Source organism: Mycobacterium sp. ACS4054 (assembly GCF_001667275.1).
Taxonomy (GTDB): domain Bacteria; phylum Actinomycetota; class Actinomycetes; order Mycobacteriales; family Mycobacteriaceae; genus Mycobacterium.
Genome location: NZ_LZHV01000060.1, coordinates 100,064 through 118,356 on the forward strand (window position 1 = coordinate 100,064; position 18,293 = coordinate 118,356).

Consider the following 18,293-nt stretch of genomic DNA (forward strand, 5'->3'; position numbering starts at 1 on the left):
GAGCGGCGTTGCCACTGGTCCCGGTGATGACGATTCGCTTGGGCATGGCGATCTCCTAGTCCGCGGCTCTGCCGTGCCGGCTGCGCCGATAGGCCCGGGCGCGTAGGTCGGCGAGCCACCGCGGATGCAGGCTCAGGCCCGGCGCGGTGTTGACGACGGGATCGAACGACACGTCATGCGCTCGTTCGGGGTCGACGACGCCGGTGAGCGCGAGCCGACCCAGCGGCGCGAAATCGCCACTGCCGCAGGCCTGGTCGAGCGACACATCGATTTCGCCGTGTTCGAGCCGCTTGCGCACGCTCTCCAGCGAGAGGCCGAGTCCGTCGATGTGGCTCACGATCCGCGCCCGCAGCCACCAGTTGTCGCCCTGGTAGTGCAGCGGCATCAGGGTGGTCAGCGTCTGGCCGCTCCACGAGATGGCCGGCCGCAGCGCCAGCGCCCTGGACAACACCCCGGAGCCCGAGGAGACGACCAGGATGTCCCAGGGCCCCGCCCCCTGGGGCGGGGTCACCCGGAAGGCCAGGCCGATGAAGTCGGGCAAGGCCCCCGGGGTGCCGCTGGCCTTCGACAACCGCGCGACGATTCCCGACGAGGCGATCGGCAGCCCCTCGCCGGCGGGCGCCAGGCGTTCGATGAAGCCATCGGCCAACACGCCGACCGGATGAAACAACCGCTTGCCTCGGAGGGCGGAGCCCCATTGGAAGGGCAACGCGACCAGATCGGAAACACTCACCGGCGGCGGGTTCCCGTTTCCGCGCGGCGGAAACCCGCGGCGTTCCTCACCCGCTCATGCGGATGTCAGCGTCGTCTCGTCGTGGTCGGCCCCGCCCGTCGCGCGGGTGACCGCACGGCCGATCGGTGGGACGCGGGTGGCTCGGACGTAGACGGTGTCGCCCTCGCGCAGCGCCAGCGCTTCGGCGTCACCGCGGGTGATCTGGGCGGTGAACGGCCCGCCGCTGGCGGAACTGGTCAACTCGACCCGCACCTCGAAGCCCAATGTGACCACCCGGTCGACGGTCGCGGCCACCACGCCGACGGATGCCGCGCTGCCGTCACCGCCGGCGATCGCCATCTGGGGATTGCGACCCACCCGGATGTCGTGCGGGCGGACGAGGGCGCCGTTGAGCTCCGACACCGCACCGAGAAACGACATCACGAATGGGTTGGCCGGGGAGTCATAAACGTCGCTGGGCGACCCGACCTGCTCGATGCGCCCCTTGTTGAGCACGGCGATCCGGTCCGCCACGTCCAGCGCCTCCGTCTGATCATGGGTGACCAGGACGGTGGTGACGTGCACCTCGTCATGCAGGCGCCGCAGCCAGGCGCGAAGATCCTCGCGCACCTTGGCGTCCAGCGCGCCGAACGGCTCGTCGAGCAACAGCACCTGCGGGTCGACCGCCAGGGCCCGGGCCAGCGCCATGCGCTGACGCTGGCCGCCGGACAGCTGATTCGGGTAGCGGCCCTGAAATCCCGTGAGCCCCACCACCTCCAGCAGGTGGTCGACCTTCGCCTTGATGTCGGCTTTCGGCCGTTTGCGGATCTTCAGACCGTACGCGACGTTGTCGCGGACGGTCATGTGCTTGAACGCGGCGTAGTGCTGGAATACGAAGCCGATGCCGCGCCGCTGCGGCGGCACGTTCGTCACGTCGCGATCCCCGATCGTGATCGTCCCGCCGTCCGGCTGGTCGAGGCCCGCGATCGTGCGCAGCAGCGTCGACTTACCCGAGCCGCTGGGACCCAGCAGCGCCGTCAGCGAGCCGGTGGGTACGACGAAGTCCACGTGGTCCAGGGCGACGAAGTCGCCATAGCGCTTGTAGGCATCGCGCACCGTGATCGCATGCGAGTCGGGATTGTTGCTCTGGGTCATGTCCGAGTCTCCTTGTCAAACCTCGATTTTCGCGCGCGCTCGGCGAATCTGCAGAACTACCTTGACAATCAGGAATGTGATCGCCACGCCCATCATCAACGTCGACAGGGCGTAGGCGCCGTACTCCGCTCCCCGGTTGTAGCGGTCGTTGACCAGCAGCGTGAGGGTCTGCGACTCCCCCGGGAGATTGGACGACACCATGATCACCCCGCCGAATTCCCCGAGGGTCCGGGCGGTGGTGAGCACGATGCCGTAGATCAGCCCCCATCGAATCGACGGCAACGTGATCCGCCAAAACGTCTGCCTCCACTGGGAACCGAGGGTGGCGGCCGCCTGCTCCTGCTCGATACCCACCTCTTGGAGTACCGGCTGAACCTCGCGCACCACGAACGGCAGCGTGACGAAGATACTGGCCAGCACGATGCCGGGGGTGCTGAAAATGATCGTGAGGCCGAGATCCTTCTCGACGAAGCCCAACAACCCGGCCGACCCCCACAACACGATCAGGGCGACGCCCACGATGATCGGCGACACGGCGAACGGGAGATCGACGACCGTCTGCAGCACGCCGCGGCCGCGAAATCGGCCGCGGGCCAACAGGAGTGCGACCAGCACCCCGAAGATGACATTCAGCGGGACGACAATGGCCACCACGAGCAGCGACAGCTGCAACGCCGAGATCGCGGCGGGCGTGGTTATCCAGTCGTAGAACTGGCTGACGCCGGGTCGAAACGTCCGCCACAGAATGATCGCCACCGGAGCGATCAGCATCACGCCGAGGTAGATCAGCACCGCGAACCGCGTCAGGTAACGGCCCCAGCTCACCGGCGTCACGGGGCTTTCTCCTCACGGCGCGCCCTGCGACCACCGACGATGCGCAACAGGAACAGCACGGCGAACGAAATCGACAGCAACACGATCGATATCGCGGCGGCGCCGGTCCGGTCGTCGTTCTCGATCAGGGCGCGGATCCACTGCGAGGACACCTCCGTCTTGCCGGGCACCTGCCCACCGATCGTCACCACCGAGCCGAATTCGCCGATGCAGCGCGAAAACGCCAGTCCCGCACCGGATAGCAGCGCCGGAAGCAGCGACGGCAAGATGATCGACGTGAACACCTTCGGGCCGGTGGCACCCAATGAGGCGGCCGCCTCCTCGACTTCGCGGTCGATCTCCAGCAACACCGGCTGAATGGCGCGCACGACCATGGGCAGTGTCACGAAGATCAACGCCACCGTGACGCCCGGCGGAGTGTGCTGCAGATGGAGACCGATCGGGCTGTTCTTGCCGTAGAGGGCAAGCATCACCAGGCTGGTGACGATGGTGGGCAACGCGAACGGCAGATCGATGATGGCGTCGAGCACGCCCTTGCCGATGAAGTCGTCGCGCACCAGCACCCAGGCGGTCGCCAGGCCGCACACCAGGTTGATGATCGTGACGACCACGGAGACCATCAGGGTCACCCTGAACGACTCCAGCGCGGCGTGCGAGGTGATGGCCAGCCAGAAGGCCTCCCAGCCCCCACCCACGGCCTGCCAGGCGATCGCGGCCAACGGCAGCAGCACGATCAGCGACAGCCACAGGCCCGCTATCCCGACTCCGAGCGGCATTCCGCCCGACGGGCCGGGAGGGCGTGCCGGCGGCCGATGCGGCAGCCGGATGCCGGGCGGGGCGAGTTCGGGCCGGATCGCCTCAGGGTCCGGGATGACGGCGGCCGTCATCCCGTGGCCTTCAGGTAAACCTTGGTGATGCTGCCGGTGCTCTTGTCGAACAGCTGCCGATCGACGTTGGCCCACCCGCCGAGGTCGGTGATCGTCCACAACTTCATCGGCACGGGATACAAGCCGCGGAACTTGTCCGCCACGGCGGGCTCGACCGGCCGAAAACCCGCCTCGGCCCATATCCGTTGCGCCGCCGCCGTGTACTGGAAGTTCGCGAAGGCGATCGCGGCGTCGAGGTGTTGACTCGTCGCGATGACGGCCAGCGGGTTCTCGATCTTGAACGTCTGCGACGGGGTGATGTGTTCGACCGGCTTGCCTTGCCGCTCAACGGCGATCGCCTCATTCTCGTAGCTGATCAGCACGTCGCCACTGCCTTCCACGAAGACATCGGTGGCCAGCCGCCCCGAACTGGGCCGCAGCTTGACGTGTTCGTGAACCAGCTTGCTGATGAATTCGATGCCGGCTCCGGTATCCGTCCCACCGCCGCTCTTGGCCGCGTACGGGGCAACCAGGTTCCATTTGGCCGAACCCGAGCTCAGCGGGCTGGGCGTGACCACCTCGATGCCGGGCCGCAGCAAGTCGTCCCAATCCCAAATGTTCTTCGGATTCCCCTTGCGCACAACCAAAGTCACCACAGACCCGAATGGAATGCCTTTCCTGGCATCTTTGTCCCAATCCGCGGAAACCTTGCCCGCCTTGACCAATCGGGTGATGTCGGGCTCGACCGAGAAGTTCACGACGTCGGCCGGTTTGCCTTCCACCACGCCGCGAGACTGGTCGGCCGAGGCGGCGTACGACGCGACCACCTGCACGCCCCTGCCCTCGACCGAGCCGTTGAACGCGGAAATGATCTTGCTCCAACCGGGTTCGGGGACCGAGTAGGCGACCAGGGTGATCTTGGTGTTCGCGCTCGTCGGTCCGCCGCCGCCTACGGCATCGCTGGCGCCCCCGCCACATGCGGTGACGAGCCCGATCAAACCGGCGAGGGCGGCGAGTCGCCGCCCGCGCCGGGCGCTGCTGGTGCTGCTGAACATTGATGGCCTTCCGGGGCGGAGCGTGATCCATGCGTCCCGTAGCTGCGGATGGGCGTCTCGACCGTCACCCGGGGTGAAGTGATCCGGTCCGCGCGCGGGATGGTCAGCAACGACAACAGCGCACGACCACCGAGCAAACATCCCGTGCGACGCGCATGGCCCGAAGCGTAACAATGCGCGGGTGGCTTCGCGGGTCGACAGGGGCGCCACGTGGCGGACGCGACCGCCATTAAGCCAAGGGACGTTTCGGGTGGCCGACGGCGCGTTTACCGACGCGTAACACCCACCCGGCGGCCGGACGGTTCAAAACGTGGGCCCCGCCGGGCGTGCCTTCCAGCAACGCCAGCCGACCGCAGCGTCCACGCGCCGCTCGGCGCGAACCCTAATTCGCAGGCAACACGATAAAGCCACAGCGTGAAGACGTCCCGGTGACCGCCGGACTCGCCGGGCGGGCCGACCGGGCGCGCGGAGACTCGACCGGCTGGCGGACGCGGACGACGCCGCTCGGCGCGGACGTGGCGACGGCCGGGCCCCGATGGTTGCGGCGTCGTCCCTTGGCGCGTGGACGTAAAAGTCACGGTGATGGAAATGAACTTCAGACGTGCCGGCCGATCATGCGCGCTCCGTCCGACGGCTGTGGCGGCTGGTTCTGCGCGCGCCCGTCGATGGCGACCTGCTGCATGACCGCCTGCCACGACTCCATTTCGGGCACCGCTCCCCAGATGCCCTCGAACAACCCCACGATCACGGCCGCGCCGTCGTCGGTGAGGGCATACACCGGGCCACCGAAGTCGCGACTGTCCACGGCGACGTCGGCGACGATGAAGCGGCCGTTGCTGACCGAGCTGATCGACCCGCAGCGTTGGCCAACCGACCGCCGGAACTGGCACACCGGGAGGCCGGGTTGTGCGCGCAGGCCCGGCGTGGATTTCAGTTGGCGGCCAGTCGGAAGCACGTCGGTGGCGCTCACACCGGAGGCAAGCGCGATCACCTCGTATTCGACCGGCGACATCGCCCCGTCCGCCGCTGCGTCGTCGGCGGTCTGGCGCCGGGCTAGCACCACCGTCCCCAGCGGGTGTCCGTCGTGATCGGTGACGGCCGCCTCACCGTTGCCGCATTGGCCGCTCGTCACGGCCACCCTCAGGCGCGGCTCGACGAGGCCGATCATGCAAACCGTGGCGCCTTGCCGAATCTCCATGCCCGGGAAGGCCGTGATGGCCGGGTCCGCCACGGCCTGCGCCGATGCGCCGACGGCCAGCAACGCGACCGCGAATGTGGTCGCCAGGCGACCGTACCGGCAGTCGACCGTTCCCATTGGGCCCCACCACCCCTCACATCCGTCCGAGGGATTCGCGGACACGCTATGGGCCCGTGATTACCCGCGGGAGGCACCGCCAAACCGCCCGGGGCCAGGCGAAACGGTCATGGCTCGGCGCTGCCCAGATCGCCTTGAAACCGGCGCATCGCGTCGATCAGCGCGCCGAGCACGCGATGCGCCGCCGCCAGGTCGGTGTCGGGCAGCTCCTCGAGGGCAACATGGGTGTGTTCGCCGAGGGGACTGAAGAACGACCGGGCGGTGGCCAGACCGGATTCGCCGTGTCGCAAGACCACCTTTCGGCGGTCATCGGGGTGGGAATCCCGACGAATATGGCCGGAGTCGATCAGCCGATCCACCAGGTAGGTGATGGCCGAACCGGACAGGCCCATCCGCTGGCTGAGATCACCGGAGGTCATCGGACGTCCCGCGAGCTCCGCCACCGTGACGTACATCAGCGCGCGAAAGTCATTGGGCCGCAACCGGTGTGATGCCGCGAACTGCCGTCCGATCTGGTCTGATTCGGTTGATATCTCCCGCAGATCGGCGGTGATCAGCGACTCCAGCGCGTCGCGTCGGCGGCGCTGCTCATCAGCGTCCATAACGGTGTGCAGCATATCCCCGAACGCGGGGAAATTTCAGTTGGTTAATGGTTAATTACCTGAAACGCCTCCCCGGCAGACGCCCTAGGACTGGCGCTGCGCGATGAACTTCAGTAAGTTAATGTTTAAGTAACTGAAGGTGATGGGCGACCCGGGCGCGGACCGCTAGGCCGTTTTGTCGGTCCGAGCAGCGGGTATGACCGCCGGTGTTTGGGCCGTCCTAGCCTGGGAATGCCAGCCGTCCGGGAGGGAGCGCGTGGCCAAGATGGGTGCTTTGTCGTTGACAACCGCCACCGAGTCGCCGGCCCGCCCGGCGCAATGGGCCGGCACCGCCCCCTTCGAAGAGTGGCGTTCGGACGTGCGGCGGGGAGTTCTCGCCCACCTCGCAGACTTCCTCGAGCCGCGGCGATTCGAGTTGGGCGACACCCGCGTCGACGCCGCCGGCGAAATCTTGCTCGACTTCACCTCGGGCGGCAAGTGCCTGCGGTCGACCTTCGTGTACCTGGGGTGGCTCTGCGGCGCCGCGCCCGGTGCCGCGGCGTTGCGCGCCGCCGCCAGTTTCGAGTTGCTGCACGTCTTCGCGCTGCTGCAAGACGACGTCATGGACGGTTCGGCCGAACGCCGGGGCCGTCCCGCGGCGCACCGGCAATTCGCCCAATGGCATCGCGAGCGCGGGCTATCCGGCTCGTCACGGCGGTTCGGCGAATCGGCCGCCATCCTGCTGGGCGACCTCTGCCTCATCTGGTCCGAGCAGATGCTGCGCGAGAGCGGCGTCGACGCCCGGGGTTTGCGCCGGGCGTGGCCCCGGTACGACACGATGCGCACCGAGTTGGCGGTGGGCCAGTTCGCCGACCTGACGAGCGACGTTCGGCACATGCCCACGCTGGAGGCCGTGCTGGATGTGGCGCGCCGAAAGTCGGGCAACTACACCGTGCGGCGGCCGCTGGAAATCGGCGCGACGATGTCCGATTGCGACGACCGGACGCTGACCCAGCTCGGCCGGTACGGCGCCGCCGTCGGGGAGGCGTTCCAGCTGCGCGACGACGTGCTCGGCGTCTTCGGCTCGCCCTCGACCACCGGGAAGCCCTGTGCCGGAGATCTGTTGGAGCGCAAGGCAACCAGTGTCGTGGTGACCGCTCACCAGCTGGCCGATCCGCCGACCCGGGCCGAATTGTCCGAACTGATGAACGGCCACTTCCTTGGCGACGACGCGCTCGAGCGATGGAAAGCGTTGATCGTCGCGACCGGGGCCCTGAAGCTGATCGAGGAGATGATCAGCGACCGGGTCGCGGCCGCCCGCGAACACCTCGGCGACACCTCGATCGACGAGCCGGTCCGGGCCGCGCTGGACCACATGGCGACCGCCTGCACGGATCGTGCCGAATGAGCGCGATGAGTTTGGGAGCATGGTAAAGATGCGGACCATCGAAGGACGCAGCGAGCACGTGGTGGTGGTCGGCGCCGGCCTGGCGGGACTGTCCGCCGCATTGCACCTGGCCGGCCGGGGCCGCACGGTCACCGTGGTCGAGCGCGAGCCCTGGCCCGGCGGGCGGGCCGGGCGGCTCGACGTCGACGGCTATCGCATCGACACCGGGCCCACGGTCCTGACGATGCCGGACATCATCGACGAGGCTTTGGCGGCGGTGGGTCAAAGCTTGTCCGGCCGGCTGGAGCTGCTGCCGCTCGATCCGGCCTACCGGGCGGTGTTCGCCGACGGCAGCGCGCTCGACGTGCACACCGATCCGGAGCGGATGACGACCGCCATCGAAGAGTTCGCCGGCTCCGGTCAGGCAGCGGGCTACCGGCGGCTGCGCGAATGGCTCAAACGGCTGTACCGGATCGAGTTCGACGGGTTCATCGCCGCCAATTTCGACTCCCCGTTGTCGTTGCTCACACCGCAATTGGCACGGCTGATCGCGATCGGCGGTTTCCGCAAGTGGGATCGCGTGGTCAAGCGCCACCTCAGCGACGCCCGGCTGCAGCGGGTGTTCACCTTCCAGTCGCTGTACGCGGGCGTGGCACCGCGAAACGCCCTGGCCGTCTACGCGGTCATCGCCTACATGGACACCGTCGCGGGGGTGTTCTTTCCGCGCGGCGGCGTCCGTGCGCTGCCCGACGCGTTGGCCGCGGCGGCCGCCGACGCCGGGGTCGAATTCCGCTACGGCGCCACGGTTACCGGGCTGGACCGCACCGCCGGGCGGGTCACGGCCGTGCGGACGGATCGCACGGATCCCATCGCCTGCGACGCGGTGGTGCTGACCACCGAGTTGCCGAAGACCTATGAACTATTGGGACGCACGCCGCGCCGACCCCTGCGGCTGCGGGCGGCACCGTCGGCGGTGGTTGCCCACCTGGGCTGCCGCCGCGTCGCGTCCGAGGCGGCGCACCATACGATCCTGTTCGGTGAATCCTGGGATCAGACCTTCACCGACATCATTCGCGATGGACGACCGATGCGGGATCCGTCGCTGTTGGTCACCCGTCCCACCGCGAGCGACCCGACGCTCGCCCCGGACGGGCGCGACCTGCTCTACGTGCTGGCCCCGGCGCCGAATCTGGATCGCGGCGCCGTCGACTGGGACGCGGTCGGCACCCGGTACGTCGACACCCTCATCGAGCATGTCTCCGCCCGCCTGCTGCCCGGGTTGGCCGACGACGCAACGATTTTGGACGTCGTCACGCCGGCCGACTGGGCGCGTCAGGGCATGGCCGCGGGCAGCCCGTTCGCGCTGGCGCACACCTTCGGGCAGACGGGTCCATTCCGGCCGGCCAACATGGTCCGCGGCGTCGAGAACGCCGTGCTCGCCGGGTCGTCGACGGTGCCCGGCGTCGGCGTGCCCACCACGCTGATCTCGGGCCGGCTGGCCGCCGACCGCATCACCGGCCCCAATGCCGGCCGGGCCACGACGACGCACCACGACCTGAAAGCCGGGCTGACATGATCCGCAGCGAGTTGGACGCGGCCGGAATCGACGATCCGCGGCTGCGCAAGGGGTATCGGCGCTGCCGGGAACTCAATGCCGCACACGGCCGCACCTTCTTTCTGGCCACCCGCCTGCTGGCGCCCGACCAACGACCGGCGGTGCACGCCCTCTACGGGTTCGCGCGCTACGCCGACGACATCCTCGACGACCTGAACCCGCAGCTGAGTACCGACGTTCGCGGCATGCGCCTGCAGCAGCTGGCCGACCAGTTCTTCGCCGGCGGAGACCATCTCGACGATCCCGTGCTCGCCGCGGTCACCCACACCGCGCGCCGGTACCGGATCGCGACCGAGTTGTTCGACGACTTCCTGGCGTCGATGCGGATGGACCTCACCATCACCGACTATCCCGACCGCGGTGCGCTCAACCTCTACATGCGCGGGTCCGCCGAAGCCATTGGGCTGCAAGTACTTCCGGTCCTCGGCACCGTCACGTCGGTCGAGGAGGCCGCGCCTTATGCCGCGGCGCTGGGCAGGGCATTCCAGCTCACCAACTTCCTGCGCGATGTCGACGAAGACCTGCTGCGCCAGCGGGTCTACCTGCCGGCCGACGAACTCGCCGCCCACGGGGTCGATCGCGAGCTGCTCACCTGGTGCCATCAGCACCGCCGAACCGACCCGCGGGTCCGCGAGGCGCTGGCGGCTCAGCACGAGATCACCCGGGACACATACCGTTTCGCCGCCGACGGGATCGCCATGCTCAGCCCGCGCTCACGACCGTGCGTGGCCACCGCGGCGGCGTTGTACTCGGAAATCCTGGACCGCATCGAAGAAAGCGACTTCGCGGTGTTCACCCACCGGGCCACGGTCGGCCGGGCCCGACGACTCCAGGCTGCCGGTGTGGGGCTGATACGGTCGTGGCGGGCGCGCAACAGTTCGCCCGGTGTTTCGGATGCCCCGGGGGCCGCATGACCGATCGCTGGCAATATCTGCTGGTTCTGGCGGCATGCCTGGCGATCACCGCGCCCCTGGAGATGTTCCGTCCCGGCGTCTACCGGCAATGGCGGCGGCTCGCGAAGGCGGTCGCGCCGGTGACCGCGGTGTTTCTGCTCTGGGACGAGATCGCCATCGCCGCGCACGTCTGGACGTACGACGCCGCCTACATCACCGGCGTGAACATCCCGTTCCGGGTGCCGATCGAAGAGGTGCTGTTCTTCGTCGTCATCCCGATTTGCGCGCTGCTGACCTACAACGCCGTGAGCACCATCCTGGACAGGGTCCACCGCCGATGACCGGCCTGGGCTACACGCTGCCGGCCGTCGCGGCCGTATTGGCAGTCTGCGCATGGGAATTGGCGGTCCTGCGCACCGGCCTCTTCCGTCGACCGGCCTACTGGCTGTCGATGTTGATCATTCTCGGATTCCAGGTTCCGGTCGATGGCTGGCTGACCAAACTCAGCTCCCCGATCGTCCGCTACAACCCTCGCCACATCATCGGCCTGCGCTTCCCGTTCGATATCCCGGTCGAGGACTTCTTGTTCGGCTTCGCGCTTGCCACCGCGGTGCTACTGCTCTGGGAACGCCAACGTGCGCGTCGGTGAAGCCCGGCCCACCCCCGGCGAATTGTCGGCCGCGTTCGACGCGGGGGCGACGGCATACGACCGGCTGGTGGGCTCCAGCCCCGGCTACCACGAACACCTGCTGCTGTCCGCGCGCCGCCTGCGAATCCCGGACCGCGGCAGGGGCTTACGGCTGCTCGACGCCGGGTGCGGAACCGGCGCGTCGACGGCGGCGCTGCTGGCCGTCGCCCCGGAGGCCGAGATCGTGGCCGTCGACGCGTCGCGGGGCATGCTCGACGCCGCGGCCGCGAAGGACTGGCCGCCGACGGTGCGGTTCGTGCACACCCCGGTCGAGCAGCTGGCGGAGCACGGCATCCGCGGGCCGTTCGATGGCATCCTGGCCGCGTACCTGATCCGCAACCTCGCCGACCGGGACGGCCAATTGCGGAAGCTTCGGGCGCTGCTGCGGCCCGGCGCCACCCTGGCGGTGCACGAGTACTCGGTGCGCGATTCCGCGGTCGCCACCCGCATCTGGCACGCCGTGTGCTGGGGAATCATCATTCCCGCCGGGTGGTGGCGCACCGGGGACGCGACGCTGTACCGCTACCTGTGGCGCAGCGTGCTGCAGTTCGACGGCGCGGCGCGATTCCGGGAGCGCCTCGCCGATGCGGGCTTCACCGCGGTGCACAGCGAAACGATGCCCGGCTGGGAGGCCAACATCGTGCACACGTTCCTGGCGGACGCCCCGCTATGAACGTCACCGACCGCCGGCGCGAGACACGGCCGGCGCCAACCGGATTGCCCGACGCCGGCGCGCTGGCATCACGACCCCGGGTCGTCGTCGTGGGCGGCGGCATCGCGGGGCTGACCGCCGCCACCGGCCTGGCCGAACGCGGTGTCGCCGTCGAGGTGATCGAGCGGGAGGCCTACCTCGGCGGCCGGGTGGGCGGCTGGACCGAGCACCAGGACGGCGCCGCGCTGGCGATGAACCGCGGCTTCCACGCGTTCTTCCGCCAGTACTACAACCTGCGTGCCCTGCTCGGGCGCATCGATCCGCAGCTGCGGATGCTCACCGCCGTCGACGACTACCCACTGATCGACGGCGCCGGCCGGCGCGACACCTTCCGGGGGCTGCCGCGCACCCCGCCGTGGAACGCGGTGGCCTTCGCCGCGCGCAGCCCCACCTTCCGGCTTCGCGACTTCCTTGCGATCGACGCCCGGGCTGCCGCGCCGCTGGCCGCGGTGTCGGTTCCGGACATCTACGGGCGCCTCGACCACTTCGACGCGGCAACGTTCTTGAAGAGCATCCGATTCCCCGAGGCCGCAAGGCATCTGGCGTTCGAGGTGTTCTCACGCAGCTTCTTCGCCGACCCGTCGAAGCTTTCGGCGGCCGAGTTGGCGACGATGTTCCACATTTACTTCCTAGGCTCCTCCGAGGGCCTGATCTTCGACGTGCCCACGTCGAACTACGACAGCGCCCTGTGGCAGCCGCTGCGGCGCTACCTCGAGGCTCGGGACGTGCGCTTCCGGCTCGGGACCGGCGCCTCGCGCATCGACATCGAGACGTCGGGATCCTTCCGGGTGCGGACCGATTCGGGTGACGACGTGGAGGCCGACGCCGTGGTGCTGGCCACCGACGTGGCCGGCCTGCAGCGCGTCGTCGGCGCATCGACCGGGCTGGGCACCGATGACTGGCGCGCGCAGGTCGCGCGGCTGCGCACGGCGCCGCCGTTCGCCGTGCATCGGTTGTGGCTCGATCGCCCGGTCGCGGACCGGCGACCGGCGTTCCTGGGCACGGCCGGTCACGAGCCACTGGACAACATCAGCGTGCTCGAGCGTTACGAGCGCGAAGCCGCCGAGTGGGCGCGCGCGCACCGTGGATCGGTGGTTGAGTTGCACTCCTACGCCCTCGATGCCGCGCCGTCGCGCGCGGCGGCGCTACGCCAGCTGCACAAGGTGTACCCGGAAACCGCTGCGGCGCAGATCGTTTGCGAACGGCTGCTGCACCGCAGCGACTGCCCGCTGTTCGCCCCCGGGTCCTATGCGGACCGCCCCGCCGTGGTTACTCCGCAGCCCGGGCTGTTGTTGGCCGGCGACGCCGTCCGCATCGACCTGCCGGTGGCGCTCATGGAGCGCGCCGCCACCACGGGTTGGTGCGCCGCGAACCATTTGCTGGGACGATGGGGGCTGGCCGGGCACCCGTTGGTCACCGTACCCACCCGTGGCCGATCACCCCTGCTGCGATGGCTCGCCACCCGGGAAGGAGCCGCCCGCCGATGAATATTCGCGAACAGCTACAGCAGCTGCGGCCCGCCGCGTGGCCCAAAGACTGGCCCCTGCAGGTGATCCCGCGCGCGCCGTGGGCCGAGCAACGCCCAACCTACCGTCAGGCGCAACCCGCGATCATCGAGGGCGCGCTGGAACGGGCCCGGCAACGGCCCACCGGAAACTGGTTCGCGTTCGCCGGCAGTGCCGATGTGCGGCCGGGGCGGCCGTTCGGGGCGCGGGTGGCCGGGGTCGAGATAGTCGCCTGGCGCGACGGGGACCACCGGCTCTGTGTGGGCCCCCGCAGTTGCCCGCACCTGGGGGCCGATCTGGCCACCGGGACGGTGCACGACGGCACCCTGATCTGCCGATGGCATGGGCTGGCTTTGGATGGCCGCGGCCGCGAATTCGGTTGGAGCCCATTGCCAGGCCACGACGACGGGACCCTGGTCTGGGTGCGGCTGGACAAAGCCGGCGGGGAGGCCCCGTTGCCCGAGCCCGTGATCCCGGCCCGGCCGGCCGGCGAGACGCTGTCCGCCGTTGCCCGCATGGCGGGGGTGTGCGAGCCCGACGACATCATCGCCAATCGCCTCGACCCCTGGCATGGCGCCTGGTTTCACCCGTACTCGTTCACGCGCCTCGAAGTGCTCACCACGCCAACCGAACATGCCGATCGCTTCCTGGTGGCGGTGACGTTCCGGATGGGCCGCCTTGGCGTTCCCGTCATCGCGGAGTTCAGCTGCCCGGAGGCACGCACCATCGTGATGCGCATCGTGGATGGCGAGGGAACCGGAAGCACCGTCGAAACGCATGCCACGCCAATGGGTTCGGGTCCCGACGGACATCCCCGGACCGCCGTCCTGGAGGCGACCATCGCCCATTCGGACCGACCCGGTTTCCGGCGCGCGTCACGCGTCGCCCCGCTGATCACGCCGCTGATGCGCCTCGCCGCAAGCAGACTGTGGCGCGATGATCTCGCCTACGCCGAACGCCGCTACCAGGTCCGCGCCGGGCTCGCCTGACCTGACTCCGTCGGCGGGCCCACCGCATCCGGTTGCGGCGCCCGGGACCTGCGGCGCCACAACGCCCACGTGCCCACCGACAGCAGAATGACCGACAGGACCAAGGCCGGCCACAGGGCGATCTGCGCGAGCCACAAATCCCGCTGCAGGCGCATCACTTTGCGCCGGCCGCGCCAGACGCGCTGCGGCATCTCTTTCACAGTCATCGCAGGCCACATACCCCACCCCGGGCCGATTAAACGGGTTTGACACCCGCCGCTGGGGGCTAGTCACCAGCATGAGCACTGAGTCGAGCGTTTCCCCCGAGCCGTCATCTCGATCCTTCACCCGACTAGCGGCGGCGTGGTGGGCGCTTGTCGTCGGCCTGTTGATCCTCATCGTTCTGCTCATTTTCGTCGCGCAGAACACCGAATCGGTAACGGTGCACTTCCTCGGTTTCCACTGGAACCTGCCGGTGGGTGTGGGCTACCTGTTGTCGGCGGTGGCGGGCGCGACCACGACGGTGCTAGTCGGCGCCGCCCGGATGATCCAGCTGCGCAGGGCCGCCAAGAAGCAGCTGCGCACACTTTGATCTCCGCGCGCGCAAAGCAAAGCCCTTGCTTGACAAGCGCTCACGGGGGACCACCGCTGGCGCAAACGCAGATTTGTCAGTAACTTAAACATTAAGTTTATTAACTTAATGGGCTCATCTCGGGGGATTCGGGCCTTGTTTCAGCCGGAATGCCAGAGCACGGATTGGGGAGGAACCATGGGCGACAGCGGTGCAAGCGAAGCCGTCGCGCGGGCGGTGGGCAAGCTCACCGAGGCTCTGGAGACCGTTGAGCGCGCCCGGGGGCACCTTTACTCGTTCCACCAGCTGACCGGGCGCGCCGACCTGCAGCTCGACGAAGCGGTCGCGCAGCTGCGCGACCTCGGACACTTCGATCTGGCGCAACACATCAGCCACGAATTGATCGGGCGCAACGTGTTACCGGGCCGGTGGACGTTTCAGGTCGTCGACGACTACGACGACGGCTACTACCGGTGCTTCCAAGAAGTCGAGCACCTGGTGCGTAGTCGGCTCACCGGCGGCCGCCGACACGTCTACGAAGCGCAGCTGAAGGAGAGTCGGCGCACGCACGGCCACCCGGCTCACGACGCCGTCCCCGCCGACCACTCGGCGAAGGAGTGATTTGATGCATTGCGTCGTGTTCGGCGCCACGGGATACCTGGGCACGCGGCTCATCCCGCGGTTGCTCGAAAACGGGCACAGCGTGCGCGTTCTGGCGAGGGACCCCGCGAAGCTCGACGAGGTGTCCTGGCGGGACCGGGTGGAGGTCGTGCAGGGCGACGTCATCGATGCGGCCGCGGTGCGGCGGGCACTCGAGGGTCGACAAGTCCTGTACTACCTGGTGCATTCGCTGATGCGGCCCGATTTCGTCGACTTCGACGAGCGCGCCGCCCGCAACGTCGCCGAGTGCGCGGCCCAGGCGGGCCTGGCGCGCATCGTCTATGTCGGGGGCATCACGCCCGACGGGCAGGAGCTGTCCGATCATCTGGCGTCTCGCGCGCAGGTGGGCGAGCTGTTCCTGGCTTCGGGTGTGCCCGCCGTCGAGTTGCGCGCCGCCGCCATCATCGGGGCGGGCTCGGCCAGCTTCGAGATGCTGCGGTACCTCACCGAGCGGCTGCCGCTCATCGTCGCGCCGCGCTGGTTGCGCACCCGCGTCCAACCCATCGCCGTCCACGACGCGCTCTACTACCTGGTGCACGCGGCGGAACTGCCCGCCGAGGTCAACCGGCCATTCGACATCGGCGGGCCCGACCGCTTCACCTACACCGAAATGATCCGCAAGTACGCCGTGATCGCGGGGTTGCCCAGGCGCCCCGCGGTGCCGGTGCCGTTGCTGACCCCGCGGCTGTCGGCGCCCTGGGTGGACCTGCTCACTCCCCTGCCCCGCCAACTGGCCGTGTCGCTGATGGAGTCGCTGGAAAACGACGTGGTGTGCGCCGACCATGACATCGCCCGCTACATACCCGATCCCGACGGCGGGCTGACGCACTACGAGGAGGCCGTCGAACTCGCGCTGGCGCACGTGCGCGAAAAGGACCTGCGCACCCGGTGGTCCCGCGGCGACGCGAACGGGGCGCCTTCCCAACCGCTGCCCACCGACCCGGAGTGGGCGGGTGGGTCGCTGTATGAGGATGTGCGCCAACGCGATGGCCGCACCGATGCCGAAACGCTTTGGCGGGCCATCCAAACCGCCGTCGCCCAGCGCAACTGGTCGGCGCTCCCGTTGGAATGGCCGCTGCGCGGCTGGATCAACGGGGCGCTGCGCATGGTCCGGCCGCGGCGCCGCCCCCTCGACGGGCAGGAGCTGCATGAAGGCGAGGCCCTGGATTGGTGGCGCGTGGAGCGCATCGACGCGCCCCGGCGGCTTCGGCTGCGCGCCGACATCCCGCTACCGGGGCGATTATGGCTGGAGCTGTCCGCGACACCGGACGGCAACGGCGGCTCGCGGTACCGCCAGCGGGCGTTGTTCCAGCCGTATGGACTTGCGGGACAGCTTTTTTGGAACGCGTCGGCGCCCTACCGCGATGTGGTGTTCGGCGGCATCGCACGCGACGTCACGGCCACGGCGCACTGATGAACGGGGAAGCGACATGAGTGACCGGAAGTTTCACAAGGGCGACAAGGTGGAGTGGAAGAGCCACGGCAGCACCGTGCGGGGAACGGTCGAAGGCGAGATCACCTCGGACACCGAGGCCGCCGGACGCACCGTGCGCGCGTCCAAAGACGAACCTCAGTACAAGGTTCGCAGCGACAAGACCGGCGCGGACGCGGTGCACAAGCCGAGCGCGTTGCGCCCCGCGGACTGAACCGAAAAGGCGATGGATGATGGCAGACGATGACGAGGCAACCACCTGGAATCGCTTCCGGGAAACGGTCAACATGACCGCGACCGAGCTGGAGCACTGGCTTGCCACCGAGCAGTCGCAAAGTGTGGGCCAAAAGCGGGGCGGCGACGAGTCGACCGGTCACGCCAGCGGTCGGCGCATTGTCGACATACTCAGGGCCAAGCGGAGCGATCTCACCGGCGACGACTTCGCGCATATGCGCAAGGTGGTCGGTTATGCCAAGCGCCATTTGGCGCAACGCCCCAAGGGCGATGTCGACGAGAGCGCTTGGCGGTACTCGCTGATGAATTGGGGCCACGACCCGACGAAGCCGTAACCCGCTCGGGGAGATCACCGGCCGATCGGGCAGAAAATGCGAGACACTTGCCGGGGTTCGTGGGTCGCGCGTGGCGATCGCCGATACGCTAGTCGGCGTATCTCGCAAGAAGGACACCGATAAGTGACCAAGCGCGGCGCCGTCGATCGGCGACTGAACCGAGCCGAACTCGAGAAATTGATGTCGGCCGACATGCGCGCACTCACGGCGCACTCGGACCGCATCGGCCGGCACTTCGCCCGTCAAAACGACGTCGGCGGCACCGACTTGCACGCCTTGCTGCACATCATGGTTGCCGAAACGGCCGGAACACCGATGACGCCGGCGCAGCTGCGGCAGCGCCTGGACGTGTCGCCCGCGGCCATCACCTACCTGGTGGACCGGATGATCGACTCCGGCCACCTGCGGCGCGAGCCCGATCCCACCGACCGGCGCAAGACACTGCTGCGCTACGAGGAACCGGGCATGGCGTTGGCCCGCTCGTTTTTCACCCCCCTCGGGGCGGAATTGCACAAGGCCCTCGCCGATGTCCCCGACCGCGATCTGCTCGCGGCGCACCGGGTTTTCACGGCGATGACGGAGGCGATGGTCACCTTCGAGGAGCAACTCGGCGGAGCGGCCCCCAAGCCGCCCGACAACGACACCAAACCGGCCAAGACCCGGCGCCGCGCCGTGTCCAAGACCGGCGATCGCCCGGCCTAGCTGTACTCGGCCAACAGGTTGGTCACAGTCGGCTGATGGGTGGTAGGCCGGCGAGTGCGCTGTGGCGGCGTTG

22 protein-coding genes are annotated in these 18,293 nt (G+C 68.7%); 14 read left to right on the plus strand and 8 right to left on the minus strand.

From position 1 onward, the window contains the following. Positions 1–55 precede the first annotated feature (55 nt). From A5730_RS18410 to A5730_RS18440, 7 genes are all read right to left on the minus strand, one after another. Positions 56–733 carry a phosphodiesterase gene (locus A5730_RS18410; protein ID WP_067903393.1) on the minus strand — a complete coding sequence of 226 codons (678 nt, stop codon included), beginning with the start codon at positions 731–733 and terminating at the stop codon, positions 56–58. Between the two features lie 54 nt (positions 734–787). Beyond that, the gene (locus A5730_RS18415) at positions 788–1,867 is read right to left on the minus strand and encodes a sulfate/molybdate ABC transporter ATP-binding protein (RefSeq protein WP_067903395.1); all 1,080 of its coding nucleotides are present in this window, start codon (positions 1,865–1,867) and stop codon (positions 788–790) included. A 15-nt stretch (positions 1,868–1,882) separates the two neighbouring features. Further along, on the minus strand, positions 1,883–2,701 hold the full coding sequence (gene cysW, locus A5730_RS18420) for a sulfate ABC transporter permease subunit CysW (protein ID WP_067903398.1): 819 nt from the start codon (positions 2,699–2,701) through the stop codon (positions 1,883–1,885). Then, positions 2,698–3,588 carry a sulfate ABC transporter permease subunit CysT gene (cysT, locus tag A5730_RS18425; protein ID WP_067903401.1) on the minus strand — a complete coding sequence of 297 codons (891 nt, stop codon included), beginning with the start codon at positions 3,586–3,588 and terminating at the stop codon, positions 2,698–2,700. Before cysT ends, cysW begins: the two co-directional genes overlap by 4 nt. Next, positions 3,585–4,622 carry a sulfate ABC transporter substrate-binding protein gene (locus A5730_RS18430; protein WP_067903405.1) on the minus strand — a complete coding sequence of 346 codons (1,038 nt, stop codon included), beginning with the start codon at positions 4,620–4,622 and terminating at the stop codon, positions 3,585–3,587. The genes cysT and A5730_RS18430 overlap by 4 nt, the downstream gene beginning before the upstream one ends. Before the next feature lie 595 nt (positions 4,623–5,217). Further along, complete coding sequence (locus A5730_RS18435; RefSeq protein ID WP_067903408.1) at positions 5,218–5,937, minus strand: hypothetical protein; 720 nt, start codon at positions 5,935–5,937, stop codon at positions 5,218–5,220. A 107-nt stretch (positions 5,938–6,044) separates the two neighbouring features. Next, positions 6,045–6,554 (minus strand): MarR family winged helix-turn-helix transcriptional regulator, encoded by a 510-nt coding sequence (locus A5730_RS18440; protein ID WP_055404327.1) that lies wholly within the window; start codon positions 6,552–6,554, stop codon positions 6,045–6,047. A gap of 250 nt (positions 6,555–6,804) precedes the next feature. Between A5730_RS18440 and A5730_RS18445 the strand changes: the two genes are divergently transcribed. The 8 genes from A5730_RS18445 to A5730_RS18480 are packed head-to-tail and all read left to right on the plus strand — an operon-like array spanning position 6,805 to position 14,307. Continuing rightward, entirely contained in the window at positions 6,805–7,926 is a 1,122-nt protein-coding gene (locus tag A5730_RS18445) for a polyprenyl synthetase family protein (protein ID WP_067903472.1), read from the plus strand. Between the two features lie 28 nt (positions 7,927–7,954). Further along, positions 7,955–9,481, plus strand: coding sequence for a phytoene desaturase family protein (gene crtI / locus A5730_RS18450; RefSeq protein ID WP_067903475.1), 1,527 nt, complete (start codon positions 7,955–7,957; stop codon positions 9,479–9,481). Continuing rightward, complete coding sequence (locus A5730_RS18455) at positions 9,478–10,434, plus strand: phytoene/squalene synthase family protein (protein ID WP_067903412.1); 957 nt, start codon at positions 9,478–9,480, stop codon at positions 10,432–10,434. The genes crtI and A5730_RS18455 overlap by 4 nt, the downstream gene beginning before the upstream one ends. Continuing rightward, on the plus strand, positions 10,431–10,754 hold the full coding sequence (locus A5730_RS18460) for a lycopene cyclase domain-containing protein (RefSeq protein ID WP_067903415.1): 324 nt from the start codon (positions 10,431–10,433) through the stop codon (positions 10,752–10,754). Before A5730_RS18455 ends, A5730_RS18460 begins: the two co-directional genes overlap by 4 nt. Beyond that, complete coding sequence (locus tag A5730_RS18465) at positions 10,751–11,062, plus strand: lycopene cyclase domain-containing protein (RefSeq protein ID WP_067903418.1); 312 nt, start codon at positions 10,751–10,753, stop codon at positions 11,060–11,062. Before A5730_RS18460 ends, A5730_RS18465 begins: the two co-directional genes overlap by 4 nt. After that, a complete protein-coding gene (locus A5730_RS18470; protein WP_067903421.1) occupies positions 11,049–11,774 on the plus strand; it encodes a class I SAM-dependent methyltransferase in 726 nt (241 codons plus the stop codon). The genes A5730_RS18465 and A5730_RS18470 overlap by 14 nt, the downstream gene beginning before the upstream one ends. Next, complete coding sequence (locus tag A5730_RS18475; protein WP_067903424.1) at positions 11,771–13,300, plus strand: NAD(P)/FAD-dependent oxidoreductase; 1,530 nt, start codon at positions 11,771–11,773, stop codon at positions 13,298–13,300. Before A5730_RS18470 ends, A5730_RS18475 begins: the two co-directional genes overlap by 4 nt. Beyond that, positions 13,297–14,307: a DUF5914 domain-containing protein gene (locus A5730_RS18480; protein ID WP_067903427.1), complete on the plus strand. Its 1,011-nt coding sequence runs from the start codon at positions 13,297–13,299 to the stop codon at positions 14,305–14,307. Before A5730_RS18475 ends, A5730_RS18480 begins: the two co-directional genes overlap by 4 nt. On the opposite strand, the gene A5730_RS18485 is transcribed toward A5730_RS18480, so the two are convergent. Further along, positions 14,280–14,513 (minus strand): hypothetical protein, encoded by a 234-nt coding sequence (locus A5730_RS18485; RefSeq protein WP_067903430.1) that lies wholly within the window; start codon positions 14,511–14,513, stop codon positions 14,280–14,282. The genes A5730_RS18480 and A5730_RS18485 overlap by 28 nt on opposite strands. A gap of 71 nt (positions 14,514–14,584) precedes the next feature. Between A5730_RS18485 and A5730_RS18490 the strand changes: the two genes are divergently transcribed. From A5730_RS18490 to A5730_RS18515, 6 genes are all read left to right on the plus strand, one after another. Further along, on the plus strand, positions 14,585–14,878 hold the full coding sequence (locus A5730_RS18490) for a lipopolysaccharide assembly LapA domain-containing protein (RefSeq protein WP_067903433.1): 294 nt from the start codon (positions 14,585–14,587) through the stop codon (positions 14,876–14,878). Positions 14,879–15,055: 177 nt separating this feature from the next. Further along, on the plus strand, positions 15,056–15,478 hold the full coding sequence (locus A5730_RS18495) for a hypothetical protein (protein ID WP_067903437.1): 423 nt from the start codon (positions 15,056–15,058) through the stop codon (positions 15,476–15,478). A 4-nt stretch (positions 15,479–15,482) separates the two neighbouring features. Beyond that, a complete protein-coding gene (locus A5730_RS18500; protein WP_067903478.1) occupies positions 15,483–16,931 on the plus strand; it encodes a DUF2867 domain-containing protein in 1,449 nt (482 codons plus the stop codon). A 16-nt stretch (positions 16,932–16,947) separates the two neighbouring features. Beyond that, a complete protein-coding gene (locus A5730_RS18505; protein WP_055403971.1) occupies positions 16,948–17,163 on the plus strand; it encodes a DUF2945 domain-containing protein in 216 nt (71 codons plus the stop codon). A gap of 19 nt (positions 17,164–17,182) precedes the next feature. Next, the gene (locus tag A5730_RS18510; RefSeq protein ID WP_067903483.1) at positions 17,183–17,518 is read left to right on the plus strand and encodes a DUF3140 domain-containing protein; all 336 of its coding nucleotides are present in this window, start codon (positions 17,183–17,185) and stop codon (positions 17,516–17,518) included. Positions 17,519–17,641: 123 nt separating this feature from the next. Then, positions 17,642–18,220 carry a MarR family winged helix-turn-helix transcriptional regulator gene (locus A5730_RS18515; protein WP_067903440.1) on the plus strand — a complete coding sequence of 193 codons (579 nt, stop codon included), beginning with the start codon at positions 17,642–17,644 and terminating at the stop codon, positions 18,218–18,220. Positions 18,221–18,293: the final 73 nt, after the last annotated feature.

Excerpts from the sequence above, each read along its gene's own strand:
- A5730_RS18495 (WP_067903437.1), top strand. The coding sequence starts at position 15,056 with ATGGGCGACAGCGGTGCAAGCGAAGCCGTCGCGCGGGCGGTGGGCAAG.
- A5730_RS18455 (WP_067903412.1), top strand. The coding sequence starts at position 9,478 with ATGATCCGCAGCGAGTTGGACGCGGCCGGAATCGACGATCCGCGGCTG.
- A5730_RS18435 (WP_067903408.1), bottom strand. The coding sequence starts at position 5,937 with ATGGGAACGGTCGACTGCCGGTACGGTCGCCTGGCGACCACATTCGCG.
- A5730_RS18415 (WP_067903395.1), bottom strand. The coding sequence starts at position 1,867 with ATGACCCAGAGCAACAATCCCGACTCGCATGCGATCACGGTGCGCGAT.
- A5730_RS18485 (WP_067903430.1), bottom strand. The coding sequence starts at position 14,513 with ATGACTGTGAAAGAGATGCCGCAGCGCGTCTGGCGCGGCCGGCGCAAA.
- A5730_RS18480 (WP_067903427.1), top strand. The coding sequence starts at position 13,297 with ATGAATATTCGCGAACAGCTACAGCAGCTGCGGCCCGCCGCGTGGCCC.
- crtI (WP_067903475.1), top strand. The coding sequence starts at position 7,955 with ATGCGGACCATCGAAGGACGCAGCGAGCACGTGGTGGTGGTCGGCGCC.
- A5730_RS18505 (WP_055403971.1), top strand. The coding sequence starts at position 16,948 with ATGAGTGACCGGAAGTTTCACAAGGGCGACAAGGTGGAGTGGAAGAGC.
- A5730_RS18490 (WP_067903433.1), top strand. The coding sequence starts at position 14,585 with ATGAGCACTGAGTCGAGCGTTTCCCCCGAGCCGTCATCTCGATCCTTC.
- cysT (WP_067903401.1), bottom strand. The coding sequence starts at position 3,588 with ATGACGGCCGCCGTCATCCCGGACCCTGAGGCGATCCGGCCCGAACTC.
- A5730_RS18460 (WP_067903415.1), top strand. The coding sequence starts at position 10,431 with ATGACCGATCGCTGGCAATATCTGCTGGTTCTGGCGGCATGCCTGGCG.
- A5730_RS18445 (WP_067903472.1), top strand. The coding sequence starts at position 6,805 with ATGGGTGCTTTGTCGTTGACAACCGCCACCGAGTCGCCGGCCCGCCCG.
- A5730_RS18465 (WP_067903418.1), top strand. The coding sequence starts at position 10,751 with ATGACCGGCCTGGGCTACACGCTGCCGGCCGTCGCGGCCGTATTGGCA.
- A5730_RS18475 (WP_067903424.1), top strand. The coding sequence starts at position 11,771 with ATGAACGTCACCGACCGCCGGCGCGAGACACGGCCGGCGCCAACCGGA.
- A5730_RS18430 (WP_067903405.1), bottom strand. The coding sequence starts at position 4,622 with ATGTTCAGCAGCACCAGCAGCGCCCGGCGCGGGCGGCGACTCGCCGCC.
- A5730_RS18500 (WP_067903478.1), top strand. The coding sequence starts at position 15,483 with ATGCATTGCGTCGTGTTCGGCGCCACGGGATACCTGGGCACGCGGCTC.
- A5730_RS18440 (WP_055404327.1), bottom strand. The coding sequence starts at position 6,554 with ATGCTGCACACCGTTATGGACGCTGATGAGCAGCGCCGCCGACGCGAC.
- A5730_RS18510 (WP_067903483.1), top strand. The coding sequence starts at position 17,183 with ATGGCAGACGATGACGAGGCAACCACCTGGAATCGCTTCCGGGAAACG.